The 25,813-nt window shown below is 41.6% G+C and carries 26 protein-coding genes, 10 tRNA genes and 1 pseudogene; 9 read left to right on the top strand and 28 right to left on the bottom strand.

Going from position 1 to position 25,813, the window contains the following annotated elements; genetic code table 11:
* Positions 1-23: 23 nt before the first annotated feature.
* The 3 genes from PCY17_RS08555 to PCY17_RS08545 all read right to left on the bottom strand — a co-directional run bounded on the left by PCY17_RS08555 (position 24) and on the right by PCY17_RS08545 (position 3,176).
* Positions 24-428, bottom strand: a complete 405-nt coding sequence (locus PCY17_RS08555; protein ID WP_000651227.1) for a PaaI family thioesterase — start codon at positions 426-428, stop codon at positions 24-26.
* A gap of 69 nt (positions 429-497) precedes the next feature.
* Positions 498-1,979 carry a UDP-glucose--hexose-1-phosphate uridylyltransferase gene (locus PCY17_RS08550; RefSeq protein ID WP_301393308.1) on the bottom strand — a complete coding sequence of 494 codons (1,482 nt, stop codon included), beginning with the start codon at positions 1,977-1,979 and terminating at the stop codon, positions 498-500.
* Between the two features lie 18 nt (positions 1,980-1,997).
* A complete protein-coding gene (locus tag PCY17_RS08545; protein WP_000189888.1) occupies positions 1,998-3,176 on the bottom strand; it encodes a galactokinase in 1,179 nt (392 codons plus the stop codon).
* 163 nt (positions 3,177-3,339) lie between these two features.
* Here PCY17_RS08545 and galR point away from each other — a divergent pair, with 163 nt between their 5' ends.
* On the top strand, positions 3,340-4,344 hold the full coding sequence (gene galR, locus PCY17_RS08540) for a DNA-binding transcriptional regulator GalR (RefSeq protein ID WP_000212493.1): 1,005 nt from the start codon (positions 3,340-3,342) through the stop codon (positions 4,342-4,344).
* A 35-nt stretch (positions 4,345-4,379) separates the two neighbouring features.
* Here galR and PCY17_RS08535 read toward each other — a convergent pair whose 3' ends face one another.
* Positions 4,380-5,270 (bottom strand): cation diffusion facilitator family transporter, encoded by an 891-nt coding sequence (locus tag PCY17_RS08535; protein ID WP_301393305.1) that lies wholly within the window; start codon positions 5,268-5,270, stop codon positions 4,380-4,382.
* Between the two features lie 132 nt (positions 5,271-5,402).
* Between PCY17_RS08535 and PCY17_RS08530 the strand changes: the two genes are divergently transcribed.
* Both PCY17_RS08530 and PCY17_RS08525 read left to right on the top strand, forming a co-directional pair.
* Positions 5,403-5,957, top strand: coding sequence for a TetR/AcrR family transcriptional regulator (locus PCY17_RS08530; protein ID WP_042902742.1), 555 nt, complete (start codon positions 5,403-5,405; stop codon positions 5,955-5,957).
* A 26-nt stretch (positions 5,958-5,983) separates the two neighbouring features.
* Positions 5,984-6,316, top strand: a complete 333-nt coding sequence (locus PCY17_RS08525) for a hypothetical protein (protein ID WP_042902620.1) — start codon at positions 5,984-5,986, stop codon at positions 6,314-6,316.
* A gap of 37 nt (positions 6,317-6,353) precedes the next feature.
* On the opposite strand, the pseudogene pnuC reads toward PCY17_RS08525, so the two are convergent.
* A pseudogene (gene pnuC, locus PCY17_RS08520) lies at positions 6,354-6,860 on the bottom strand (nicotinamide riboside transporter PnuC); the annotation flags it as partial.
* Between the two features lie 39 nt (positions 6,861-6,899).
* On the opposite strand from pnuC, the gene PCY17_RS08515 reads away from it, so the two are divergent.
* From PCY17_RS08515 to PCY17_RS08500, 4 genes are read left to right on the top strand one after another with little or no spacing between them, the layout of a single operon-like run.
* Complete coding sequence (locus tag PCY17_RS08515; RefSeq protein WP_084921747.1) at positions 6,900-7,595, top strand: IS6 family transposase; 696 nt, start codon at positions 6,900-6,902, stop codon at positions 7,593-7,595.
* Entirely contained in the window at positions 7,588-7,824 is a 237-nt protein-coding gene (locus tag PCY17_RS08510; RefSeq protein ID WP_001287839.1) for a hypothetical protein, read from the top strand. The genes PCY17_RS08515 and PCY17_RS08510 overlap by 8 nt, the downstream gene beginning before the upstream one ends.
* Positions 7,825-7,836: 12 nt before the next feature.
* Positions 7,837-8,064 (top strand): hypothetical protein, encoded by a 228-nt coding sequence (locus tag PCY17_RS08505; protein WP_001152922.1) that lies wholly within the window; start codon positions 7,837-7,839, stop codon positions 8,062-8,064.
* Complete coding sequence (locus tag PCY17_RS08500; RefSeq protein ID WP_001062367.1) at positions 8,052-8,213, top strand: hypothetical protein; 162 nt, start codon at positions 8,052-8,054, stop codon at positions 8,211-8,213. Before PCY17_RS08505 ends, PCY17_RS08500 begins: the two co-directional genes overlap by 13 nt.
* Before the next feature lie 224 nt (positions 8,214-8,437).
* Here the strand turns inward: PCY17_RS08500 and PCY17_RS08495 are convergent, their stop codons facing one another.
* The 13 genes from PCY17_RS08495 to PCY17_RS08435 form a co-directional block, all read right to left on the bottom strand.
* Positions 8,438-9,238 carry an energy-coupling factor ABC transporter ATP-binding protein gene (locus PCY17_RS08495; RefSeq protein WP_000103851.1) on the bottom strand — a complete coding sequence of 267 codons (801 nt, stop codon included), beginning with the start codon at positions 9,236-9,238 and terminating at the stop codon, positions 8,438-8,440.
* Positions 9,225-10,061, bottom strand: a complete 837-nt coding sequence (locus tag PCY17_RS08490) for an ABC transporter ATP-binding protein (protein WP_000343048.1) — start codon at positions 10,059-10,061, stop codon at positions 9,225-9,227. Before PCY17_RS08490 ends, PCY17_RS08495 begins: the two co-directional genes overlap by 14 nt.
* Positions 10,037-10,828 (bottom strand): energy-coupling factor transporter transmembrane component T, encoded by a 792-nt coding sequence (locus PCY17_RS08485; protein ID WP_000130449.1) that lies wholly within the window; start codon positions 10,826-10,828, stop codon positions 10,037-10,039. The genes PCY17_RS08490 and PCY17_RS08485 overlap by 25 nt, the downstream gene beginning before the upstream one ends.
* Positions 10,828-11,430, bottom strand: a complete 603-nt coding sequence (locus tag PCY17_RS08480) for a hypothetical protein (protein WP_049489595.1) — start codon at positions 11,428-11,430, stop codon at positions 10,828-10,830. The genes PCY17_RS08485 and PCY17_RS08480 overlap by 1 nt, the downstream gene beginning before the upstream one ends.
* 337 nt (positions 11,431-11,767) lie before the next feature.
* The gene (locus tag PCY17_RS08475) at positions 11,768-13,288 is read right to left on the bottom strand and encodes an ABC transporter permease/substrate-binding protein (protein WP_049519670.1); all 1,521 of its coding nucleotides are present in this window, start codon (positions 13,286-13,288) and stop codon (positions 11,768-11,770) included.
* On the bottom strand, positions 13,281-14,009 hold the full coding sequence (locus PCY17_RS08470; RefSeq protein WP_084859528.1) for an ABC transporter ATP-binding protein: 729 nt from the start codon (positions 14,007-14,009) through the stop codon (positions 13,281-13,283). Before PCY17_RS08470 ends, PCY17_RS08475 begins: the two co-directional genes overlap by 8 nt.
* 72 nt (positions 14,010-14,081) lie before the next feature.
* On the bottom strand, positions 14,082-14,525 hold the full coding sequence (locus PCY17_RS08465) for a MarR family winged helix-turn-helix transcriptional regulator (protein ID WP_000872569.1): 444 nt from the start codon (positions 14,523-14,525) through the stop codon (positions 14,082-14,084).
* A 144-nt stretch (positions 14,526-14,669) separates the two neighbouring features.
* Positions 14,670-15,863, bottom strand: coding sequence for an O-antigen ligase (locus PCY17_RS08460; RefSeq protein WP_038805734.1), 1,194 nt, complete (start codon positions 15,861-15,863; stop codon positions 14,670-14,672).
* 132 nt (positions 15,864-15,995) lie between these two features.
* Entirely contained in the window at positions 15,996-17,438 is a 1,443-nt protein-coding gene (gene gtfA, locus PCY17_RS08455; RefSeq protein ID WP_033606274.1) for a sucrose phosphorylase, read from the bottom strand.
* Positions 17,439-17,720: 282 nt separating this feature from the next.
* Complete coding sequence (locus PCY17_RS08450; protein ID WP_000711270.1) at positions 17,721-18,554, bottom strand: carbohydrate ABC transporter permease; 834 nt, start codon at positions 18,552-18,554, stop codon at positions 17,721-17,723.
* A 16-nt stretch (positions 18,555-18,570) separates the two neighbouring features.
* Positions 18,571-19,443: a carbohydrate ABC transporter permease gene (locus PCY17_RS08445; RefSeq protein ID WP_001007691.1), complete on the bottom strand. Its 873-nt coding sequence runs from the start codon at positions 19,441-19,443 to the stop codon at positions 18,571-18,573.
* A gap of 18 nt (positions 19,444-19,461) precedes the next feature.
* Positions 19,462-20,712: an extracellular solute-binding protein gene (locus tag PCY17_RS08440; protein ID WP_049501569.1), complete on the bottom strand. Its 1,251-nt coding sequence runs from the start codon at positions 20,710-20,712 to the stop codon at positions 19,462-19,464.
* Between the two features lie 34 nt (positions 20,713-20,746).
* Positions 20,747-22,909 carry an alpha-galactosidase gene (locus PCY17_RS08435; RefSeq protein WP_049479600.1) on the bottom strand — a complete coding sequence of 721 codons (2,163 nt, stop codon included), beginning with the start codon at positions 22,907-22,909 and terminating at the stop codon, positions 20,747-20,749.
* Between the two features lie 107 nt (positions 22,910-23,016).
* Here PCY17_RS08435 and PCY17_RS08430 point away from each other — a divergent pair, with 107 nt between their 5' ends.
* The gene (locus PCY17_RS08430; protein ID WP_049478407.1) at positions 23,017-23,877 is read left to right on the top strand and encodes an AraC family transcriptional regulator; all 861 of its coding nucleotides are present in this window, start codon (positions 23,017-23,019) and stop codon (positions 23,875-23,877) included.
* Positions 23,874-24,809 (top strand): bifunctional biotin--[acetyl-CoA-carboxylase] ligase/biotin operon repressor BirA, encoded by a 936-nt coding sequence (gene birA, locus PCY17_RS08425; RefSeq protein ID WP_301393292.1) that lies wholly within the window; start codon positions 23,874-23,876, stop codon positions 24,807-24,809. The genes PCY17_RS08430 and birA overlap by 4 nt, the downstream gene beginning before the upstream one ends.
* 74 nt (positions 24,810-24,883) lie before the next feature.
* On the opposite strand, the gene PCY17_RS08420 is transcribed toward birA, so the two are convergent.
* From PCY17_RS08420 to PCY17_RS08375, 10 genes are all read right to left on the bottom strand, one after another.
* Positions 24,884-24,971, bottom strand: a tRNA-Ser gene (locus tag PCY17_RS08420).
* Positions 24,972-24,977: 6 nt separating this feature from the next.
* Positions 24,978-25,051, bottom strand: a tRNA-Ile gene (locus PCY17_RS08415).
* A 33-nt stretch (positions 25,052-25,084) separates the two neighbouring features.
* Positions 25,085-25,155 (bottom strand) — tRNA-Gly (locus PCY17_RS08410).
* A gap of 16 nt (positions 25,156-25,171) precedes the next feature.
* Positions 25,172-25,244: transfer RNA gene (locus tag PCY17_RS08405), tRNA-Phe, on the bottom strand.
* A 3-nt stretch (positions 25,245-25,247) separates the two neighbouring features.
* A tRNA-Met gene (locus PCY17_RS08400) sits at positions 25,248-25,321 on the bottom strand.
* Between the two features lie 11 nt (positions 25,322-25,332).
* Positions 25,333-25,422 (bottom strand) — tRNA-Ser (locus PCY17_RS08395).
* 11 nt (positions 25,423-25,433) lie between these two features.
* Positions 25,434-25,507, bottom strand: a tRNA-Ile gene (locus tag PCY17_RS08390).
* 13 nt (positions 25,508-25,520) lie between these two features.
* A tRNA-Met gene (locus PCY17_RS08385) sits at positions 25,521-25,594 on the bottom strand.
* A gap of 5 nt (positions 25,595-25,599) precedes the next feature.
* Positions 25,600-25,673, bottom strand: a tRNA-Pro gene (locus PCY17_RS08380).
* Between the two features lie 15 nt (positions 25,674-25,688).
* Positions 25,689-25,762, bottom strand: a tRNA-Arg gene (locus tag PCY17_RS08375).
* Positions 25,763-25,813: the final 51 nt, after the last annotated feature.

Below are 25,813 nucleotides of genomic sequence, written 5' to 3'. Positions count from 1 at the left end.
ATATTTTTCCTACTCATTTATCTTTATATCCTTACCTGTCTGTCTTCTGACCGCTGGCCTGTGACAAACATGGTAAAGGTTGCCTTGCAGACATTTCTGCCTTCTTGATTGGTAACATCCACGTCCACGACACAGGTTGTGCGCCCATGATGAACACATTCTCCTTTAATGGTCAGCACATCGTCGAGTTTTCCTGCCTTGAGGTAGTTGATAGAGGACTGGAGTGTCACTCCATCAAGCCCTAGCGAGATAACCACCAAACCACTAATCTGGTCACAAAGGGTGAAGAGATAGCCACCATGGGCATTGCCATAGTAGTTGAGCGACGAGTCCACTACTTTTGTCGTCACCGCAACATGACCATCTCTCATTTTTTCTATTTTGTAATTTTCAAAGGCAGATATAGCATCAAAATGAAAATCTTTCATATTTTCCTCCTAAATTTCAAACACTATATCATACTACTACTTTTTACAAGACTAGGCAAGAATTATTCACTAGTCTGGTAAAATTCCGACCTGTTCTACAAAGCTCATAAAGGCTTCCTGTCCTTGTTCCGTCTGCTTGTAAACCCCCGCATCCTCCAAAACACGTGCAAAGATAGCACCCACAGAGTCCTTGACGATTTCAAGGGCTTTTTCTTTATCTGCTAGGTCCAGATATTGGGCTTTGAGTTGGTCTGCCCATTCCTGATGATTGTCAGCAACTATGTCACCATCTCCCACGAGGTAGCTAGCAACTTGCTCCACTTCTGCTTTCAGGCGTGGTGGCAAAATAGCCAAGCCCATGACCTCAATCAAGCCGATGTTTTCCTTCTTGATATGTTGAACATCCTTGTGGGGATGATAGATGCCATCCGGATGCTCTGCCGAAGTCTGATTGTCCCGCAAGACCAAGTCCAACTCAAACTGTCCATCACGCTTACGCGCAATCGGTGTGATAGTGTGATGCGGTCTCCCGTCTGTCTCTGCTAAAATCTGCACTGCAGGATCTGAATACTGACGCCATTCCTGTAAAATCTTGTCAGCCAAGTTGATCAAATCCTCCTTGGAATCTGAAGTCAAACGTAGCACTGACATTGGCCACTTAACAATCCCAGCCTTGACCTGCTCAAAACCAGCAAAACAGAAAGTCTTTTGCAAAGGAGCCAATTCCATAGGAAATACGTGACGGCCTCCTTGATAGTGGTCATGAGTTAGAATAGAGCCCCCCACAATTGGCAGGTCGGCATTAGAGCCTGCAAAATAGCCAGGAAACTGCTCTACAATCGCCAGCAGACGCTCAAAACTCTGACGACTAATGGCCATAGGTCGATGCTGACCGTCTAAGAAAATACAGTGCTCATTAAAATAAGCATAGGGCGAATACTGGAAGCCCCACTCCTGACCCGCCATTTCGAAACGGATAATGCGGTGATTGCTGCGAGCTGGGTGGTTGACTCGACCATGGTAGCCTTCATTCTCTAGACAAAGCTGACACTGAGGATAATTGCTAGCTTGCACCAACTTGGCTGCTGCAATCTCTTTCGGATCCTTTTCAGGCTTAGAGAGGTTGATGGTGATCTCAAGTTCTCCGTAGTCAGATGGAACACGATAAGCAATATTCTTAGAAATAGCCTTGAGCTTGATGTAGTCATTTTTCTGGCTGAGCTGGTAAAAATCCCCTATCGCCTGCTCAGGAGAGTGAGCATAGGTTGTCCAAAAGTCACGATTAACCTGACTTGGACAAGGAGTTACCAAGTCCATCAGTTCAGAACCGAGGATTTCACGCGCAGCCTGATTATCCTCAATCGTCTCTAATCGAACCGCTTCCTCGACCAGCTGGTCCTTGAGGTCAATCAATTTATCTAGATCAGTCTCAACTTCCAAAACACCTTCACCCACTCGCGCCAAAACACGATTGGTTAGGTAGATTCGATCCATTTCCTCAAATGAACTTTCAGCAATAACATGTGTTACAAATTTATCTACTAAGGTCACTATAAAGCCTCCTTTTAACTAGTCAAGGACGCGAGTGCCACCTGCAACTTCAGCGATATAGAAGCTAGGAGCATATCCAACGACTTCCTCGTAGTGCTTGCCTACAGCTTCCTTAAAGGACTCAACAGCGTCTTTTCGCACCAAGGCAATGGCACATCCGCCAAATCCTGCCCCTGTCATACGAGCACCAAGAACACCTTCCTGAGCCCAAGCTGTGTGAACAAGAGTATCCAATTCCAAGCCAGTTACTTCATAGTCATGTTCTAGAGAAACGTGAGATGCATTCATCAAGCGACCAAATGTTTCCAAATCACCTGCTTGAAGAGCTGCTTGTGCTTTGAGGGTACGTTGGTTTTCAAGCACAGCATGGCGAGCACGTTTTAAGCGATTTTCATCTTTAATCAGATAGCTGTATTGGTCAAAGGCCCACTCATCCAATTCACCCAAGGTCTGAATATCCAAGGCAACTTGCAATTCTTCGACAGCTTTTTCACACTCAGCACGGCGTTCATTGTACTTAGAGTCCGCCAGTTCACGACGTTTGTTGGTATTCATGATAACAACGACATTGTCCTTCAAATCAAGTGGCACCAAGTCGTATTCTAACGTATTGGTATCCAGGTAAATGGCCCGTTGGTCAGCTCCCATACCGATAGCAAACTGGTCCATAATACCAGAGTTGACTCCGATAAAGTTATTTTCTGTTTGTTTTCCGATTTTAACCAAATCCAAACGGTCTAGTTTTAAACCAAAGAGATGCTCTGCCACAACCCCTGTCAAAAGTTCCAAAGATGCTGATGAAGACAAGCCTGCACCATTTGGGATATTCCCATAAACATAAAAATCAAACCCTTTGTCAATCACATGTCCAGCTTCTTGCAAGAAATGAAGAACCCCTTTTGGATAGTTGGTCCAGCTGTGCTCTTTTTCAAATTTGAGGTCAGCAAGAGGCACTTCGATGATACCATTGTCCTCAAAGTTGGCTGAGTAGAAACGCAAGACTTGGTCGTCACGCTTGCGAGCCGCTCCATAGGTTCCCAAGGAAATAGCAGCTGGAAAAACGTGCCCACCGTTGTAGTCTGTGTGTTCACCAATCAAATTGATACGACCTGGTGAAAAGAAAGTTTGGTCTGCTTCTTGACCAAAAACGGCAAGAAAGTCTTTGCGAAGGGCTTCAGTAGTAAGATCTTGTGTCATATAAATTCTCCTTTGACTGTCGTTAAGTCACCTTAACGTGTAATCGTTTTCTTCTATTGTATCCAAGGGAGTTGCCAAGGTCAATCCTTTTTACTAAACTTTTACTAAACTATCAGTAAAAAGCAGAAAAATATGATATACTAACCTAAAAGGAGGAGGATTTATGGCTACCTTAAAAGACATCGCACAGCTAGCCTCTGTCTCTATCGCGACCGTATCTCGTGTCCTCAATCGCGACCAGAGTCTATCTGTTACAGAAGAAACCAGACACCGTATTTTAACTGTCGCTGAAGAGCTGGGCTACACCAAGCATCTCAAGACAGGCGAATCCCACAAGCCCAAGCAAAAGATTGCCATTATCCAATGGGTCAGCGAACAAGGGGAGTTGGACGACCTCTACTACTACCAGATTCGTCTCGGTATTGAAAAAAGAGCCCAAGAGTTGGACTATGATATCTTGCGCTATTTTAACGACCATCCTTTTACATTAAGCGAGGAAGTGATCGGCATTCTCTGCATCGGAAAGTTCAGCCGAGCTCAGATTGCTGCCTTTGAAGAATACCAAAAACCTTTAGTCTTTATAGACAGCGATACCCTCTCATTAGGTCATACCTGTATTATCACTGACTTTTACACTGCTGTGAAACAAGTTGTAGACCATTTCCTCAGCCAAGGGATGAACCGTATTGGAATTCTCACAGGCCTTGAGGAAACAACCGACCAGGAAGAAATTATCCAGGATAAGCGGCTAGAGAATTTCAAAGACATTACCCAAGCAAATGGTATCTACCATGAAGAACTGGTCTTTCAGGGGAGCTTTACTGCCCAGTCTGGCTATGACTTGATGAAGGAGGCCATTCACAAGCTAGGAGAACAACTCCCACCAGCCTTTTTCGCTGCCAGCGATAGTTTAGCCATCGGCGCCCTTCGTGCCCTTCAAGAAGCTGGAATCAGCCTACCAGACCGCGTCAGCCTCATTTCTTTTAACGACACCAGCCTGACTAAGCAGGTCTATCCTCCCCTTTCTAGCATCACTGTCTATACCGAAGAAATGGGCCGAGCAGGGATGGATATTCTTAACAAGGAAGTTCTACACGGTCGCAAAATACCTAGCCTAACCATGCTGGGCACCAGACTGACATTGAGAGAAAGTACACGGAATGAATAGAATATCAAAACGACCTCTTATTGAGGTCGTCTTTTCTAATGATGATGCCCATGCTTCTGCTCTAACTCTCTCACCCTCCGCCTATGTTGCGCATGATTGCTTTGACTGCTGTCCACTTCAATAGTAATATTCTGCACGCCTCTTTCTTCTAAACATTGACGCACTGCTTCTTTGGTCCCCATCATCTGCTCCCCGTCCTCGATACAGAGGTGAACAATGGCGTCATTTTCCAGACCATCCATGGACCAAATACTGAGTTGATTTACACTTTTAACATTAGTTAGCCTTGCTAACTCTTTCTCTAGCTTAGCAGTCTCGATACCTTCAGGCACAGCATCTAAGAAAATCTTAAGGGTAGACCAAAAGCGAGGAATGGCTTTCGACAGAATAAAGATAGAAATAACCAGCGATAAAAGCGGATCGAGGATATACCAATCTGTAAATCGGAGGATAATCGCCATTAGGATGACAGCCAGCCAACCAAGGGTGTCTTCCAAAAAATGCAAGCTAAGAATAGACTCGTTCTTTGTCTTTCCTTTACGGACTACTAGACTAGCTAGCACATTAATAGCCACTGCAATGATTCCCAGCCATAGGATACCATTTTCATTAACGGGTTGAGGGTGAACGATCTTTGTGACATTTTCCAAGATCACTAGGACAGACCCTATCATAAGAATCACAGCCGTTAGCATGGCCCCTAAAAGACTAAAGCGTTTGTAACCCAAGGTGTACTGTCTATCTTCTTCACGATTGGAAATCGTTTCTAAAAGGGCTGAGATGCCAATGGCCATAGCATCTCCCAGGTCGTGAACAGAATCAGCAAGAACTGCACTCGAACCAAAGATTCCTCCTGCTATAAACTCAACAATCGCATAGCTTAAATTTAAGAAAAAAGCTAACCAGATAGATGTTTTAGAACTCATTTCTCTCCCTCCTTTGGTATAATGGGTATATACATACTTCTTTCATTTGTATTATCTAATAAAATTCAAAGAAAGGATAGAAGCAAACTGTAAACTATGTTCAGTTCTGAACAGTTTGTCTCAAGTGTCTATATGCCAAAAAGAGACCGTCGGGTTAGTAAGACGAAAAAAGCTATCTATCAAGCTTTTTTACAACTTTTGAACGACAAGGGCTATGATGCCACTACTGTCCAGGATATCATTGACCTAGCAGATGTTGGACGTTCTACTTTTTACTGTCACTATGAAAGTAAGGAACTCCTTTTAGATGAGCTCTGTCGCTACCTCTTTCATCATCTCTTTGAAAGGGAAGGACACTTTACGACCAAGGATTACCTCGCACATATCTTTTTACATTTTCAGAAAAACCAGGACCATGTCACCAGTCTCCTTTTTTCTAAAAACGACTACTTCCTCCGCCAACTACACAAGGAACTCGAACACCACGTTTATCCCATGGTGGCGGATGACTTGCAAGAGGCCTATCCAAACATTCCGGCCTCCTACCTCCAGCATTTTGTTGTGACGAACTTTATCGAGACCCTAACTTGGTGGCTAAAAAAAGGAAAATCTTATACCGAAGAGCAAGTGGTGAGATTTTACCTTGATGTAATGGAGATGACCTCTACAACTCCACTTGATAACTAAGCCTGAAACTCAGAAAGGAACCAACTATGTTAACTTCGATGATTCTAGGAATACTAACAATTGTACTAGCTCTCGCCTTCTCATTGCTTCACCTTGCTGCTGCCTTTTCAGCCATGAAACAAAAGAACTACAGTTTGGGAAACAAGTGTATCTTGGTCGGCAGTTGCCTCACCTCTTTGGCTCTAGCTATCTTTTACTTCGTCCCACTTGCAACCATTCTTCTATGGATTGTGGGCTCGAGTATCGTCTGCTATGGTGCCTACTGGAACGGCCAACAGAAAGAAAAACAACATATCTCGCACCACATCGTTCGTATAACGACCGCTATTATCATTACGGTATTATTCATTTTGCTCTAACACAAAAAAAGGATCATCTGATCCTTTTTTTACTTTTTTAAGCGCTTTTTGCTGCCTTGCTCCACTGATACCACCCAACTAGACTATTGATGAGATAAATTAGGTATTTCCCTTGGATTTGCAGGCTTTCTCCCCACCAGAGATAGATTGAAAAGACATTGGTAGAAGCCCAGAATATCCATTGTTCACGGTAAACAGCTGTCATGAGGATTTGCCCAACCCCATTGGTCGCATCGGTGATGGAATCGCGATAAGGACGATTGGCTCCGATAGACTGATAAATGAATCCAAAGGCCAACCACCAAAGAACACTAACGGAAAGATACTTGGTCCAACCCTTGCCGTCCAGTTTACGCGCGACAAACTCCTACTTTTCTTTCTTGAACTGTGCTTGGTAGATCCACACTAGAAGTCCAATTGGCTGCATAATTGTAAAATAGAGAGTTGTTAAAACCTCACCATAGAAGCCTTTTTGAAGGGCAAGCACCAGATAAATGATGGAATTAATCAAACCAAATAGGTAGTTACTAGCACGACCTTCAGCTTCTCAAAGAGCAGAAAAAAGGTTAGTAAGGCTTGAGAGATGAATCATTTTAAAGGCAAACAATTCCAACAAGACGTCATCATTGTCGCTGTTGGTTATTACCTACGTTACAATCTGAGCTATCGTGAAGTTCAGGAATTGCTTTATGACCGTGGAATAAATGTTTGTCACACTACGATTTATCGGTGGGTTCAAGAATACAGTAAAATCCTCTATCATCTCTGGAAAAAGAAAAATAAACAGTCCTTCTATTCGTGGAAAATGGATGAAACCTATATCAAAATTAAGGGGCGTTGGCATTATCTCTATCGAGCGATTGATGCGGACGGTTTAACATTGGATATCTGGTTACGAAAGAAACGTCGAGCAGACGATAACAGCTATAAGTTAGAAGATACCGCCTATCAAGAAGATAAAGCACGCAAAGCAGAAACCGAAGATAAGCTAGCTATTGAAGCAATGAAAAGCAAGTACACCACGCTATTGCTAGAAAATATGTTGCTAAGTCCGTTTGAAATGCAAGATACAAAAATCATGGCAGGATTGCAAGTCCATGTTTACTCCCTCTATGACGAACTGAAAGAATTAAGAGGGCTAAATAGTGTTAAAGACCACTTGTCTTATGTTGCCAGCAGACGTGAAGAATATTCTAAGCATAATATCGCACGCTACCTCAAAAAAGCCATTGAACAATATCTACCAACGGTTAAAAGGCAGGACTTAAACCATGAGTGAAGACTTAAAAACGATCAAAGAGCTGGCGGATGAGTTGAGTGTTACAAAACAAAATATTCAATATCACTACCAAAGGTTACCAAAAGAATTACAGCTTAAAAGTTCCAATGGGTCTAATCTAATAAATTCTAAAGCAGAAAAAATAATTTTAGGTAAAGTAGAAAGTAGTAGCAAATCAAATACCAAAGACCAACAAATAGAAAAATTAACTAATTTGTTAGACCAGTAACAACGATTAGCCTTGCAAGATAAAAAGTTGCTAGAAGAATACAAGGCGGAAAATGATAACTTAAAAGCCCTCAAAATGCCCTCACAGGAAACAGAATTCAAACACTTAGACAATCAATATAAAGATGAAGTGAACGCTCTTAAAGAGAAGTTGGAAAATTTACAGGAACAAATCAAAGATCAAAAAAGGATAGAAAAACAAGAAAAACCAATAAAATGGTGGGGACTATGGCGAAAATAGATGATTCAGTTAAAAAGAAAGTTCCAGAATTGCGATTTAAAGGATTCACGGATGAATGGGAACAGCGTAAGTTGGGAGACGAAGTTCGAATAGTGATGGGACAGTCTCCTAATTCAGAAAATTATACTGATGATCCTAATGGGCGCTAAAAATGCGAAGACCTATGAAGACCTATTTTGTATTAGTCAAACAAAAAATCCAAAAGAAATGGTATATGATTATGACCATGAAACAAAGTAAAATCAAACCGAGTGATCTGAGGAAGCACCCGATGATCATGAAACGTTATTAAACACAAAAGTCACCCATGTGAGTTCTTGCCAGAAGCTGAAGTTAATCCTTCAACCTGGAAAACCCGCAGAGGTGACTTTTTCTATACATCTCGATTTTTCTGGCAATAATCATTAACCGATAAATATGTCTGTGAATCACCCAGCGACTCCGCTATGTCCATAATCCGCGGTGGTAGTAATCCCACTCGCTGGACAAGTTCGTGATTGCTGAACAATTCCCGTGGACTGCCGGCGAAGCTAAACTTCCCGTGTTCCATAACATACACCGACTCAAACTCGGCGGCGACCCAATCCATGTCATGGGTGATGGTCACAACTTGGTGGCCCGAATCAGCCAACTGATGGAAAATTGCGGTCAACTTGCGCCGGCTTTCCCAATCAAGCGACATCATCGGCTCATCAAATAAATAAATCGCCGGATCCACTGCCAAAACTGTGGCAACGCTCAACAGCTTGCGTTCCGACAATGACAGGTCATATGGACTTTCAGCTGTTTTATCATCCAAGCCAACTCTTTTTAGAGCCGCTAAAGCCCGCCTCGTAATCGTGTCGTGGTCATCCATGACCTGCGCGACATTCCACTCCACCTCTCGTTGAACGGTCGGGTTGAAAAGCTGATCGTCAGGATTCTGAAAAGTAATCCCAACCTTCAGTAACTTTTCGACTGGTTTAAGATCATTAAAATTTTCTCCATCGATCTTAATCACACCGGTTTGTGGTGTCAGCAAACCCGTCAACAATTTGAAGAGCGTTGATTTGCCGGCACCATTTTGGCCGACAATCGCCACCATCGGATCGGCGAAGTGTTTGTCTTCAACATCCAAGCTAAAGGACCGTTCCGGATAAGTGAACGTCAGGTGGCTCAGTTCAATTGTGGACATAACGAACCTCCTTCAAATCAGCGTAATTCACCGGATACCGGCCATCAGCCAAGTGCCAATCCATTTTTTGAGCAAGTTGCTGGATTGTCGGGGCTGGAATCTGCCAGTCAGCTGCCAAATGATTAAACACCTCACCCGGCCTGCCCTGGGCTACCATTTGACCCTCGTGCAGCACCCACACAACGTCGGCGACTTCGCACAAATCGTCAATTTCACTGGTGACAATGAAGACAGTCGTCTCTTTGACTTGGGCCAGCCATTGGAAAAATTGCCGGCGGCCAAGGGGATCCATCTCACTGGTCGGATCATCCATAATCAAAACAGCCGGATTAGCCACAATCGCCGTGGCAATTGCCAACCGCTGAATCTGACCACCGGAAAGGCTCTCGGGACGCAAATTCAGCTGTTCAATCAGCCCCATTTGCGTGGCAACTTCTTCAACCCGTTTTTGAATCAGTCCTTCAGCCATTCCCTGATTAATCAAGTCAAAGGCGATTTCATCGGCAACCGTGTCTGCCAACCCGCTTAGTTGGCCAGCTGGATTTTGCAGTACAACTCCATTCATGGCATTATAAACAGGCCAATTGTCAGACACTCGCTGGCCAAACATGTGCCAATCGCCCTCAATCTCAGCAGACACAATTTTGGGAATGACCCCTGCCAGCACACGGCACAAAGTCGATTTGCCGGAGTGGCTATTCCCGATAATCCCAACCACCTGGCCGGTATGAACCTCCGCGTTAATCTGACGCAGTTGTGGTTGCTCAGTACCCGGATAACGGGTGGTCAAATTTTCAATTACAATCCGTTTATCTTCGTCCATATCTTCCACCCAATCAATAAAATTGCCAATCCAGTCAGACCAATGTGCAGCGTCCGCGACAGGCGATACACGCGCTGGGAGGTTCTGACAGTCCGGTTGAGATTATCAAAACCTCTCAGTTGGAGAGAAATCGACCGCGTCATCGATTGATCCAAGGTCTTAATCACCAATGGAATTAGAACCGGCAGGACTGACTTTAATTTCTGAATCAACGTTTTTTGCGGATTGGTTCCGCGAACTTTTTGTGCCTGCTGGATTTTCCGCATATTGCGCATCATTTCCGGCAAAATATAACACACCGACATCAGAACGTAGACGGTTTTATAAGACAATCCGGACAGTTCCAAATAGGCCGCGTTTTCTGAAATACTCGTGGTCACCATAAAAAAGCCACTGGTCAAAATAATCACCAATACTCGACAACCCAGAGTGGTGGCGTAAATCAGGCCTTCTTTGTAGAACGACACCCCAAACACAGAAAACAGCACAGTTTGATTCCGACTGTAAAATAACCCTTGGATGATCAGCATGGTGCAAATCAGAAACAGGCTGAATCCCAGCGCCTTAAAGGTGGTAGAACTCAATTTGGAAAATAACAATAGCAGTGTTGCGACAAGAATTAATCCGGCCTGAAGCAATAAATTCATACTGGCAAAGCTCAACAACGTCATGTTCAAGATGAACAAGAGCTTAGTAATCGGATCGATCACCTGGTACCACTTGAGCTTGACCCGTGGCGCTCCAGAAATCAATGTTTTATCAGTCATCATTTATCATCGCTAAAGAAGTGCACCATCCGCTTCGGCAGCTGACGATAGATGAAGAATGCCAGGTAGGCCACGCAGACTTTATCCAAAATATCCAAGACAAACTCATCTATAAATGAGGCCAGCCACACTGGTGCATGATTGGCGACCATTACCGCAAACAATGAGTCACCCCAAGCGATACCGGTCTGACCACCCCAAAAGATGACGTTGAGTGGCGTTGAAATGACAGCTGAAACGATGGCAATAATAATAGCAGAAACAAATACTCGTCGCGCTGACGAGAACCACCCATTGGCGTGCAAAACTCCGACAGCAATCCCAATTCCGATGCTGGTAATCGCATACACGGTTGAAATTGGCGATAAGGTCAGCCCATAGATCACGTTGTTGATGAAACCACTAATGGCACCGGCAACCGGCCCAGCCAACATGCTGGTAAGAAAGGTTCCCAAAGACCCCAGCCAAACGGGCAACTTTAACCCCTCCGCCAAGGCTTTGGCAACATAGTTAATCCCCACGGCAGCGGGAATCAAAGTCATGGTGGCAGCACTTAACCTAAATTTCCACATACTGGTACGATGAATTGGTTCTGTTTTCATAATCTTCTCCTTTTGTTTTTAAAGAGCCGTGTCTGGATAGACTTTCGGACGCAACGCTCTATTATATATCTACTGAACTGTCTATACACAAGATTTCCATCCTTAGTCGACATGAGCTGGAAATCTTTATTTGTTAAGTAGTTCACAACACATTATACACCTATTCTCTGAATAGTCAAGTGTATTTACAGTAAAAATCTAGAAAATCCTGAAAATTTCCTCTTATTTTCCATTTAAAAATGAAAATCTTTATTTCTGGCACTAAAAATGCCCAGACAAGATTGTCTGAGCATTTTCTATATGGTCGTTTAGCAAAGTTGAGTTTAGCATTTTCAAGCTATTTCTTCAACAAACCTTGTTCTTGTAAAAACTCCTTGGCTACTTGTTCTGCTGACTTGCCTTCAACACCGACTTGGTAGTTGAGCTGGCTCATCTGGCTTTCAGTAATTTTACCTGCTAGTTTATTGAGAACTGTCTCCAACTCAGGATGTTTCTTGAGAAGAGCTTCTTTCATGAGTGGCGCTCCTTGATAAGGTGGGAAGAGTTGCTTGTCATCCTCCAAGACCTGCAAATCATAACGCGCCAACTCTGCATCTGTCGAATAGGCATCTGTGATTTGAATATCGCCTGACTGAATTGCCTGATAGCGAAGAGCTGGCTCCATAGTCGCTACATTGAGATTGAGACCATACATTGATTGCAAGCCCTTATTGCCATCTTCTCGGTCATTAAATTCGAGTGTAAAGCCTGCCTTCAACTGCCCTTCCACTTTTTTCAAGTCCGAAATGGTCTTCAAGCCATATTCTTGAGCAATCTTTTTCGGAACAGCTACAGCGTAGGTATTTTGATAAGACATAGGTTTTAGATAGGCCAGATGATCCTGTTTGGCAATGCCATCACGCGCCACCTGATAAACCTGATCTGGCCCATGACCTACCTTGGGTGATGGCTGAAGCAAACTTTCAGTCACCGTACCAGTAAATTCAGGATAGATATCAATGTCCCCTTTTTTCAGAGCTTCATAGAGGAAGCTTGTTTTCCCAAAATTCGGCTTAACAGTCGCAGTCATACTGGTATTTTCTTCAATCAGCAACTTATACATATTTGCCAAAATTTCTGGTTCAGGTCCCAATTTCCCAGCAATCACCAAGTTTTCTTTCTCTTTTTGAGCTAAGAGGGCTGGACTATAAGACAGACCGAGCAATATGGTCACCAAGGCAAAACCAGAGAAAATCGTCCGCAATTTTGCTTTTTCCATCACTTTTAGTAGGAAGTTAAAGGCAATGGCAAGCACTGCTGAAGAAAGGGCCCCAATCAAAATCAGACTGGTATTATTACGGTCAATTCCCAAAAGGATAAAAGAACCCAGTCCCCCTGCCCCAATCAAGGCAGCCAAGGTTGCCGTACCGATAATCAAAACCGCCGCCGTCCGAATACCAGACATTATGACAGGCATGGCAAGTGGAATTTCAAACTTCTTGAGACGCTCCCACCTGGTCATCCCAAAGGCAATCCCAGCCTCTTGCAGACTTGGATCAATTCCCTTTAGCCCAGTGATGGTATTTTGCAAAATTGGGAAAATCGCATAAATCACTAGAGCCGTCAAAGCAGGCAAGGTTCCAATTCCCATCAAGGGGATAAAGAGTCCCAACAAGGCCAGAGACGGGATAGTCTGGAAAATTCCTGCAATCTGCAAGACCCAGTCCGCCAACTTCTCATGATAGCGAAGATAAACAGCCAAGGGAATAGCAATAAAAATAGCTAGTAACAAGGTCAAAAGTGACAACTGCAAATGTTGAGATAGAGCTGTTACCCAATCACTAAAACGCTCCTGAAAAGTTGATATCAAATTAGTCATGAACACTACCTCCAAACAAGTCTGCTACAAAGTCTGTTGCAGGAGCCTTTAAAATGGTCTCGGGATTCGCCACCTGACAAATCTCTCCGTCCTGCAAGACAGCAATACGGTCCGCCAATTTCAAAGCTTCATCCGTATCATGGGTCACAAAAATCGTTGTCATTCCAAACTCTTTATGCAATTCTTTCGTCAGAACCTGCAACTGTTTTCTCGAAATAGCATCCAAGGCTGAAAAGGGCTCATCCATGAGGAGAATCTTAGGCTGACCAATCATAGCACGAACAATACCGACCCGTTGCTGTTCTCCACCAGATAATTCATTAGGTAAACGATGCCCATACTCAGCCACTGGTAAACCAACTTTAGCCAAAAGCTCTTCTGTTTTCTTCGCAATGTCTTCCTTAGTCCAGCCCTTCATCTCCGGAATGAGGGCAATATTTTCCGCAACCGTTAGATTGGGAAACAGAGCAATGGCCTGTAAAACATAACCAGTAGAAAGACGAAGCTCACGCTCATCATAGTCTTTGATGCGCTTACCATCCATGTATATATTTCCATCAGTTGGTTCCAAAAGACGGTTAATCATCTTGATCATGGTCGTCTTACCAGACCCAGAAGGCCCAACTAAAACCATGAACTCCCCATTCTCAATCTGTAAATTGACATCTCTCAAAACATCTTTTTCTGTATAGCGTAGCGCTACATTTTTGTATTCAATCATTCTTTGTCCTCAATTTAAAATTTTCCTCGGTTGGTCAAGTTACCAACCTTTTAATAACTAATTTACCCCACTCTAAACCTCATTTTCCTTCTCTTTCAGATTAGCCAAAATTCTTTCTTGAAAACCTTCAAACTGACGAATTTCTTCCTCTGAAAATCCTTTGTAACAGATAGTATCCAATCTCTGACTGACACGTTGCCCAACTTCTTTCTGGGACTTGCCCAACTCTGTTAAAACTAAATACTTCTTACGCTTATCTTCTCCACACGGACTGACAGTTATAAGATTTTGCTCCTCTAACTTTTTTATCATAGTCGTCAACGTATTATTAGCAAGCCCAGTCGCAAGCGCAATATCTGTCGCAGTTGCACAGCCCGTCTTACTATTCCATAAAACCGCTAAAATCTTTCCCTGCTCACTCCGATAAAGAGAGTCAGGGTCTTGTCTCAGTAACTTTTGAAAAATCCGCCCATTCAACAAACGAATATGATGGGCTACCAAATGACAATATTTCATGAAACCTCCAATTTATTTCTATATCGATACGAATAAAAAATATTATAATACTTATTATTCCAATTGTCAACTATTTCGACTTAGAACTAATTTTTCTCAGTAAAAAATCTCCTACTCAAGGTAGAAGATTTCAATCTTATAAACTTAATCCGTCATGTCTGATACCAAAGTTCGACGCTCCAATGGAATACTGCACATAACTAACAAGAAAATGAAACCTGACTGAATCCAGAAAAGGGCCAAGTCAAAGATTCCATGCACAGCAACCACTGTAAGGAAAGATAGATAAAGACCGATAATTGGACGTTTCCCCGACTCCTGACTCATATCCATCATCAAACGAACAGGAGCAACAGAAGACAAAGCTAATAAAATGGTTCCCACAATTCCGTAACTCAGAATCGTATCAATATAAAGGCTGTGAGCATGTTCATGATAAGGAGCATTTATCCGAGGATAAGAGTGCATATAGGTCAATGGCCCCTCCCCCCAAAAAGGATTTTGCTTAAACAAGGCCATCCCAGCATCCCAGATAGAAATGCGTTCTTCCATAGAAGAATCTAAAGTTCCCATCCGAACTCCCAAATCACTAGAAAAAAGGAAACTCAAGCCAATCGCAAAGACCCCAATACTAAGCCAAAAGGCCTTCCAGTTTTTAATGGTCGTAAAGAGATAAATGATGGCTCCAGCGATAATAGCAGGAAAGGCTGTTCTATTTTGCGTGAAATTTAAACCAAAAAGATTTACAAAACCTGCTAGCACACAAAAGACTTTCAACCATCTTAGCTTCGTCGTTGTAAAGAGATAAAAGGCAATCATGATACAGAAGCAACAAATGATCCCATAGTAGTTAGGATTAAAGAAGGTGACCTCTGCACGGTTTTGGTGCCATACTTGCATATTTGGTGAAAGAAAGGCATAGTTAAATTTCTTTACAATTTGGAAATGCTCCAAAGTAGCAAAAGCGGCAGAGACAACACTACCAAACAAAACCGTCTGGAGTATCAGTCGAAAGAAAGCATGCGTCAGACGCTTCTGGTAAAAACTAAAGAAAATAAGAAATAGGAGCATCAGGAAAGATGCTGCTAGACCAAGCCAGTTCTTGGCGACGATGGAAATGACACTACTGTAGGCAATAAAAAAGAGAAGTACAGGATGTTTGGCTAATCCTTTGATAATTCCCTTCATCTCCCCAGTAACAAGTAAACCTATCAAATATAAAGCAAAGAGTGATAAGAACAAATAAAAAGGTAAAAAGATACTCATGATCATCAGATACAAAAAGAAATCTTTTTTCGAAAGCCCTCTTATCTTATCCAGTAATCCAATTGATTTCAAAACGGATCCTTTCTGTTCTGGATTTCTCCAGAAGATAAATGCTAAACTATCTTTATATTCTACCATTTTTTCCGTCATTTGGGAACAATGAACACGTTTTCGCCACAAAAAAAATCTTTCATTAATATGGCACTAGAACTGAATGTTTCTACCGTTTTCCACTACTTGATAGGTCTGACTTTGCAAATCAATTTCTGCTACTGCTGTTACGGACTTGTCTTTATTTTGACGTTTGATTACAATGCTGTGAGCTGTTGGTGTTTCAATGTCAATAGTCCCTTCTAGGTCAAAGGCCTCTGACCGATTACGGAAAGAAAATAGATTGAGAAGGGACTTCACCACAGGACGTTGAACTTCTTCTGCTATTTCCTCATTGCTATAGTAATGACGATTAATATTTCGACCTTCTTTGGTTTCTTCTAATAATTTCAAGTCATTTTTTCCTGCTAATAGACCCACATAGTAAACCTGAGGAATGCCTGGCGCAAAAGCTTGAATCAAACGAGCGAGGAAGTACTTGACATCATCATCTCCAAGTGCAGAATAGTAGGTTGAATTGATTTGGTAGATATCTAGATTGTTATACTCTGCACTAGAGTACTTACGTTTGACATTCGCTCCAACCTTATAGAGCTCATTTGAAGCATAGTCAATTTCCTCATCGGTCAGGATATCCTTGACATCTACCACTCCAATCCCATCATGGGTATCTAGTGTCGTAAATTGCTTCATCGGGCTCATCTTTAACCACTTAGCTAAGCGCTCTGTTCTGGAACTGTAAAGAGTATAAAGGGTCACCATTGGAAGGGCAAAATCGTAAACATAGTAATCATGATCCGCTATTTTAAACTGAATCGAATAGTGTTCATGAATCTCAGGTAAGAGCTCTGCACCGTATTCAGCTCCTATATCCCGGACCTTATCCAATAAGTCCCAAATATCTGGTTCCACAAAGAAATCATTGGTATCCAATTTCTTCACCGCATAAGCAAAAGCATCTAGGCGAATCAAATCACACCCGTTACTTGCTAGATGTTGAATCGTCTTACGGATGAAGCTCATCGTTACTTCTTTGGTCACATCAAGATCAATCTGCTCCTCACCAAAGGTATTCCACAAATGTTCTACTGAACCGTCTGCAAAAACGATCTCTTGCTTTGGTGCACGATCCTTACGCTTGTAAATTAAATCTACATCAGCTTGTGTCGGACGGTTTTCCGGCCAAAACTTGTCCCAGTTTAAAAAGAGATCTTTAAATTCACTAGCTTCATGTTTTTCTTGATAGTCCTTATAATATTTAGATTGACGAGAAATATGGTTAATCATAAAGTCAAACATAAGATAATATTTCTCACCTAAACGCTTAACATCCTCCCAATCACCAAACGCTGGATCCACTTCATCATAGTCCACTGGTGCAAATCCGCGATCACCTGTTGACGGGAAAAATGGTAGAAGGTGAACTCCCCCAATAGCATCGCCAAAATGTTCTTCCAAATTCTCATACAAGTCTTTAAGGTTATTTCCAAGACTATCTGAGTAAGTAATCAACATAGTTTTATTTTGAATGGTCATAGATGTTCTCCTTTTTCTGATGAAAGCCAAGTCTTATATGACCTGGCTTCGTAAATGAAAGATATTTTTAGATTTTTGTTCAGTACTAATATAGACTGCAATCAACTAAATACGACTTTCTTGTTTTCTACATAGAATTGCCAACAAGCTGAACCGTTCCTTTGTATCTTAATTGAACACGCCCTAAGCTCTGTGTGAAAAAGATGAATCTTCCAAGAAACCAAGGCTTCTTATTCAGATTCCCTATTTTCACTGTGAGCTTTTAACGGGCTTTGTATCTTGTTACTTCACTGCCCCGTTACTCATTCCTGAAATGATATGTTTTTGGAAGATGAGGTAGACAATGGTTATCGTTACAATTCCCACAATATAAGATGCAAAACTTGGGCCATAGTCATTGAAGTACTGACCTTGATAGTTGTATTGGAAGAGAGGTAAAGTCCACATCTTAGAATCCTTATTCAGAATCAAGAGTGGCAACATAAAGTCATTCCAGAACCAGAGAGCATTGATAATCAAAGTTGTCGCATGCATGGGCTTCAACATTGGAAAAATGATTCGACGATAAATTGTAAAACGATCAGCCCCATCAATTTCCGCAGCTTCGTCCAAACTATCTGGTACACTGATTTTTATATAACCAACATACAAGAAGAGAGTCTGTGGAATAGCATAAGTTAGGTAGAGTATTACTAGCCCCCACATATTTGCTAGACCGAGTTTACTCATCATAACTGTGATGGGAATCATAATCACCTGAAATGGAACAAATATCCCTAAAATCAAGAGCGAATACATAATTGCAAAGGCTTTTTTCTTGGACATATTTCGAGCAATGGAATAAGCTGCAGCTGGTATAAAGAAAGCCACTACAATCAATGATAACACCGTAATAACTGCTGAATTCCAGAAATAGCCTCCAATTCCATCCGAAATCAATCGTTCATAATTACTCAACGTAAAAGGATTGGGCAAACTAAAGAAATGATTCATGATATCCTTAGTTGTCTTGAAAGAACTAAATACTGTTACCAACAAAGGAACAAGTATAAGAATACCACCGACTATCAAGAGGACGTATTTCCAAAACTGATTCAATTTTTCTTCTTTTTTCATGTGTAGGACTCCTCTATTAGATTTCAAATTTCTTTGATAGCTTGATTTGGATCAGAGAAACAATTCCAATAATTAAGAATAAAATCAAGGCAATTGCATTCGCATATCCATATTGATTACTCTTGAAAGCATAGTTGTAGACTAAAAGTCCAAGAGACGTTGTAGCATTATTTGGACCACCACTCGTCAATGCAAAAATCTGGTCAAAGGCTGTCAAACCAGACTTAAGAGCCAAGATAAAAACCATTGAGATCGTTGGCAGTAAATAGGGCAATTCAATCTTCCAAAAGGTTTGTTTACTTGTTGCACCATCAATTGATGCTGCCTCTAAAATATCAGTTGGAATACTCTGAAGACCAGCAAGAAAGAGAATGATTGGCATTGCTACTCCTTGCCATAGAAGAACAAAAATAGTTGCCACTACCGCTCCGACTGGTGTCCCCAATAGACTCTCTTGTAGAAAACCAATCCCTAAAATTTTTCCAATCGTTGGAAGCCCATAGTTGAAGAATTGTTTAAAAATCAAGGAAACTGTCAAACCAGACAAAACAGCCGGGAAAAAGAACCAAGCTCTAAAGAAGGTCTGCCCCTTCATCTTCGAATTTAAGGCTCGTGCCACAACCACCCCAATCGTAATCTCTCCAATAATCAATGCCAGAGTTAAAATCAAAGTAAAGGCTATGGCTGTGAAGAATTTCCCATCAATCATCAGCAATTTGTAGTTATTTAAACCAACAAATTTATAATTATAGGTCAATCCAGTCCAGTTAGTCAAACTATAGAAAGCACCTTGTACCATTGGAAAGTAAAAGAAGATAGCTTGTAAAGCAAGCGGGATGAGCAAAAATGTCCAACCCCAGTATTTATTTAAAAATTTTCGAATAGCCATATCATCTTAACTCCTATTCTAGTCCAAATCTGCCTTCATTGGATTAAAGAAAGCATTGAGATTGTTTGCCATATTTTTCAGATTTTTATCCATCAGGTAACCTGCACTTAGATTAAAAAAGTCTTCTTCAGAGTTCCAGCGTTGGCCCAACCAAACATAATGTTTGTCCGTAAAAGCCAGTTTAGAAATAGCTGCAAGCGCTGAATCTTCTTTTTCCTGTATGCCTTTCACCGCAACTGGTGATCCATCTACATCATAGTATGACTGCATAGCTTTTGGACTAGTCATATAGCTGATAAATTCTTCGGTTTCTTTCGGATGTTTGGTAGTAGCTGAAGTTGATAATGCCATATCCCCTGCACCAACAGTGACTTCTTTTCCTACTTCTTCTCCAGGAAAAGCGAACATCCCCACCTCAAATTTTGGATCCTGTTGATTAATTGCGGCTAATGCCCATGATCCTTGTGGCATCATCAAGGCTTTTTCACTCGAAAATGCTACCACCGCATCATTATAAGAGGCACCACGCCAACCATCTTGAGCATTATCTGCTAATAAATCGAGTCGTTCTGCATCTGCTTTTAAAATAGCATCATCTGCAGAGATTGCGTTTGGTTTTGAAAAGCGAAGATAGTTATTAGCCGCGTCTCCACTACCCGTAAGGGTAATGAGAGAAAGTTGGTGGTAACCATTTAATGTCCAGCCTTCATTGCCTGCAACCGCAAATGGAGAATTCCCACTATCTTTTATCTTTTTGACAATCTCTTGAAATTCTTTAAAAGTCTTCGGTTCCTCAAGTCCTAATTCTTTAAACTTCGTTTTATTGTAATAGATTCCATAAAGGTTGGCTGTTAATGGCACACTATAAATCTTGTTATTGATTGCATACTTTTCGGCATAGTCATTCTTGATGTTCTCAAGATAGGGTTTTTCTGTCATATCTGCAAAATAGCCTGCCTTCGCCCACTCCTGAAAATCCATATTTTGAGGATAGACATTAATAATATCTGGAACATCTCCTGATAAAATCCGAGTCTTTAGAACAATTCCAGCTGAAGGTACTGTAGTCAGCTTTACATCAATATTAGGGTGTTCCTTCTCAAAATCATCCACTATCCTTTGCAAGGTATCTGCCATCTCGGTCTTCTGGTTAAAAAACTCAATCGTTACCTTGCCATCAGCTGATTGATTGTTCTGACCACAAGCCACTAGGCCTAGTAAACTTGCCACAGCTACTAAAAGAAAACCTGCTTTCTTATACCATTTCATTGGAATGCCTCCTTGATAAATTTATACGCTTTTATTATAGTCTTTTGAATTTATACTGTCTACTCAAAAAATCTCCTGGTGATAGGGTAACAGTTAAACCTGCATACATGAGCTCTGCACCCGAGTAAACAATGTTTGTCCCTTCCAGCTCATAAAGCCCTTCCACTTCTAAGTCTTTCAGTTTCAAGGTGGTTTCCATTGTTTCCACAACTGACAGGACTCGGACGTAGGTCACAATCGTTTGATTTCCATAGTTAAATTGCACAGCTGCTTCATTGGATTCAGCATCGGGATTGATTAACCTATACTGATTCCCCAACTGGACTACTGGTCGCAATTCTTTATACAAGTTCACCTGATTAGCAATCTCAGCCTTCTCTTCATCTGATAAACTTGTCAAATCAAGCTCATAGCCCAGATTTCCCATCATTGCCACATGACCACGAGTTTCCAATGGTGTCGTTCGTCCCATCTGATGATTTGGCACTGCTGACACATGAGCCCCCATAGAAATGGTTGGATAGAGATAGGATGAACCATATTGGATTGGTAAACGTGCAATAGCATCAGTATTATCACTAGCCCAGACTTGTGGGAAATAACGCATCATACCAAGATCATTTCGTCCACCACCACCTGAGCAGGACTCAAAGAGAATATGGCTATGCTTCTCTGTCAGATAAGAAACGAGTTCGTAAAGCCCCATCATGTACTGATGAGACTGCATCTGGGTTTCCAGATAAACTGAACCATTCCCCAGATTAGTGATATTGCGGTTCATATCCCATTTGATGTAGTCAATTTTATGATGAAAGAGGAGTTCATCTAAAACATTTTTCAAATATTCTACTACCTGAGGATTGGCAAGATTAAGTACTAATTGATTTCGAGAATAGGTATGCTCATAACCTGGAACCTGAATAGCCCAGTCAGGATGTTTGCGATACAAGTCGCTATCAACAGAAATCATCTCCGGTTCTAACCAAAGCCCAAACTGCAAACCTCTTTCATGGATCGCTGAAATCAGACTTTCTAGACTTCCACCCAGTTTTTTCTCATTCACAACCCAATCACCTAAAGCACGATTATCATCAAAGCGATTACCAAACCACCCATCATCTAATACAAAAAGTTCAATTCCAACTTTCTTAGCTTCATCAGCTAGTTCTAACAGTTTTTCTCTCTGAAAGTCAAAGTAGGTAGCTTCCCAGTTATTGATTAGAATTGGACGCTCTTTTTTAGAAAATTTACTTGGCATAATGTGCTTAAGTACAAAATTCTGACTTTCATGACTAATACCAGTTAATCCCTTATCTGAATAGGTCACTAAAGCTACCGGTGTTTCAAAATTTTCCTCAGGATCTAACTTCCAAGAAAAGTTTTCTGGATTAATGCCAATAGCCACCCGAACTTCATTCAGTTGATTCTTTTGGACAAAAGCTTCGAAGTTTCCACTATACATCAGTTGAATAGCAAACACATTCCCAGCATCCTCTGTAACTCCTTGATCACATAATATAAGAGCAGGTGTTTGAGCATGCCCAGAAGCTCCACGGTTCGAACTAATCGAAAAGATTCCTTGCTCTACCTGTTGACGTCGGACAGTCTTTTCACGAGCATAAGCTCCCTGCAGAGTTACTATTTCGTAAGCTGCAGCAGGAAAATCAGCCATAAAAGAAAATTCCTTATAAATGACAACTTCCTGATTGCTATTATTTTCCAATTTGCTGTAACTAGCAATTGTCGCATCATTATCAAAAGCTGTATAATACAAAGTCAGACTAAGTTGAGCCTTAGAATCTTTTAAAATCAAGGCAAGCGTCTCTGTAGCATCCATGCTGTGAGGAGAAGGTAAGCCCTGTGGACCATTCTGACCTTTTAAAATCTTTGCTTCTACAAATCGAAAGTCTGTTACTTCAGTTGCATCATGTTGAACCTGTAAAGTTGGTTTTCTAAAGTCACCCAAACCATGTTGTCCAAAAATCTGACGTTGCGTATCCAAACTAAAGGTTCGATTAGTAGCTATGGGATTACCAGAAAAAGCATGATCGCGTTCGTAAACACTATTAGCCCCTCTATAGTTCTTAATAGTCTTTCCTAAATGTTTTAATAATAAGAATCCATCCCTATTTTCAATAATCAAACTTAAACCTTTACTCTCAACGTAAAATAGATTATTCTCTATTCGAACTCCCATAAATTGTACCTCATCTATTTCTTGATAAAATTTTAGCACATAAAAGCGCTTTCTAAAATAGAGAAATGTCTACAAAGTATGGTAAAATGTTAGGTAGGAGGTGGCCCATGCTCGTTTTTTCAGAATACCAGACTGGAACAATTGATCTTTCTCTTAGCTTCTACGGTTATGAAGAATGCACGCCTAATTACTCTTTTGGTCCAGCTATTCGAGATACCTATGTACTACATTACATTACTAAAGGAAAAGGTCAATTCCATTATAAGGGGAAAATTGTTGATTTAAAGGCAGGAGATTTCTTTTTACTAAAACCAGATGAATTAACATTCTATCAAGCAGATAGCCAGGATCCTTGGGCTTACTACTGGTTGGGGATCACTGGAGGGAGGGCACCTGACTACTTTGCTCTATCTCAAATTTCTGACCAATCCTACCTCATCCAGTCAAATAACTGTCATACACAAACAACTGCAAAACTCATCTCAGATATTGTCTGCTTTGCTCAGATTACAAAATCTAATGAATTGGCTCAACTCCACATCATGGGACAACTCCATGAACTAATGTTTCATCTAGGAACGATTGCTCCCAATCAGAAAAAAGAGAATATTTCATCAACTCACCAGCTCTATCTTGACTGCAAACAATTAATTGATAGTCACTATCCACGATCGCTCACCATTCAAGATTTAGCAAAAGAGCTATCGGTTCATAGAAGTTACTTAACTAGTGTGTTTAAAGAATTTCACCAACTCTCTCCAAAAGAGTATTTACTTTTCGTTCGAATGAACCGTGCTCAACAGTTACTAGAACACACAAATGAAACGATCAAAGTCATTGCATATTCTGTAGGTTTTTCAGACCCACTACATTTCTCAAAAGCCTACAAACAGTTTTTTCATAAAACACCTAGTCAAACTCGAAAAGAATACTCTCACTCCCTCTTAGCTAGAAAGGAAAATCAATGAAATCACACCAACTAGTCTACCAAATATTAGCTAGAGAAAACGATTATGTTAGCGGAGAAAAAATCGGAGAAGAACTGAATTTAAGCCGTACATCCATATGGAAAGCGATCCAACGTCTTCAACAAGAAGGCCTAGAAATTGACAGTATCAAAAATAGAGGCTATAAGCTTATTCAAGGCGATCTGATATTGCCTGATTTGATTCAGGAGAACACCAACTTAACCATTCGCTACAAACCTGAGACAAAATCAACCCAAACAGATGCAAAAGAAGGGATTGAAGCTGGAAACAAAGGAAATACACTCTATCTTTCAACCTGTCAGACGGCAGGTCGTGGCCGCTTTCAGCGCCCCTACTATTCTCCATCTCAGGGCGGGATCTATATGTCTCTGCATATTCAACCAAACCTTCCCTATGAAAAACTCCCATCCTATACTCTTCTTGTGGCAGCTGCAGTCTGCAAAGCCATTAAAAATCTAACTATGATAGAAGTAGATATCAAATGGGTAAATGACATCTACTTCAAAAATAAAAAAATAGCAGGAATCCTCACCGAAGCGATGACATCAGTTGAGACAGGCTTGGTTACAGACGTCATTATCGGACTTGGTATAAATTTTTCTGTCGAAGACTTCCCAGAAGACCTAAAAGAAAAAGCAGGTAGCCTATTTAAGCCAGCTGCACCAATTAGTCGTAATGAGTTCATCAGCGAAATATGGAATTGTTTCTACAATACGGATTCAGATGAGCTACTTTATATCTATAAAGAAAGATCAATCGTACTTGGAAAAGAAGTTACCTTCCAGCTAGATGGAAAATTGAAAAAAGGGCTTGCAAAAGAAATCTCAGAATCCGGCCAACTTCAAGTCGAACTTGAAGATAAACACACTATCTGGCTAAATAGCGGAGAAATATCACTAACAAGTTGGTAATAAACAAATCCCCCTTTTAATGATATAGAAGGGGGATTTACATACAAAAAAAGAGCCTAGCAACTCTCAACGTACGGAGAATGGGGGATTCGAACCCCCGCGCCGGTTACCCGACCTAACGATTTAGCAAACCGTCCTCTTCAGCCTCTTGAGTAATTCTCCTATTAATGGGCACGAGTGGACTCGAACCACCGACCTCACGCTTATCAGGCGTGCGCTCTAACCACCTGAGCTACGCGCCCAAGTTCAAAAACTTGGTATGAACTTTCGTTCAAAGCGGGTGACGAGAATCGAACTCGCGACAACAGCTTGGAAGGCTGTAGTTTTACCACTAAACTACACCCGCTTAGTAAAATAAAATATGGCGCGAGACGGAATCGAACCGCCGACACATGGAGCTTCAATCCATTGCTCTACCAACTGAGCTACCGAGCCAAATTGCGGGAGCAGGATTTGAACCTACGACCTTCGGGTTATGAGCCCGACGAGCTACCGAGCTGCTCCATCCCGCGTTAATATAAAAAGGAGGATGTGGGATTCGAACCCACGCACGCTTTTACACGCCTGACGGTTTTCAAGACCGTTCCCTTCAGCCGGACTTGGGTAATCCTCCATTATTTACAATGGACCTTGTAGGACTTGAACCTACGACCACTCGGTTATGAGCCGAGAGCTCTAACCAGCTGAGCTAAAGGTCCGACAAGATCAATATAGCGGCGAAGGGGATCGAACCCCCGACCTCCCGGGTATGAACCGGACGCTCTAGCCAGCTGAGCTACACCGCCATGAATCGGGAAGACAGGATTCGAACCTGCGACACCTTGGTCCCAAACCAAGTACTCTACCAAGCTGAGCTACTTCCCGCGTTAAATAAAAGAATGCACCCTAGAGGAGTCGAACCTCTAACCGCCTGATTCGTAGTCAGGTACTCTATCCAGTTGAGCTAAGGGTGCTCATCATTATATGCCGAGGACCGGAATCGAACCGGTACGATCGTTACCAAT

It is taken from the genome of Streptococcus sp. SO2 (assembly GCF_030440025.1).
Note: the sequence above shows the minus strand (reverse complement) of the source record. Positions and strands in the feature narration are given on the sequence as shown.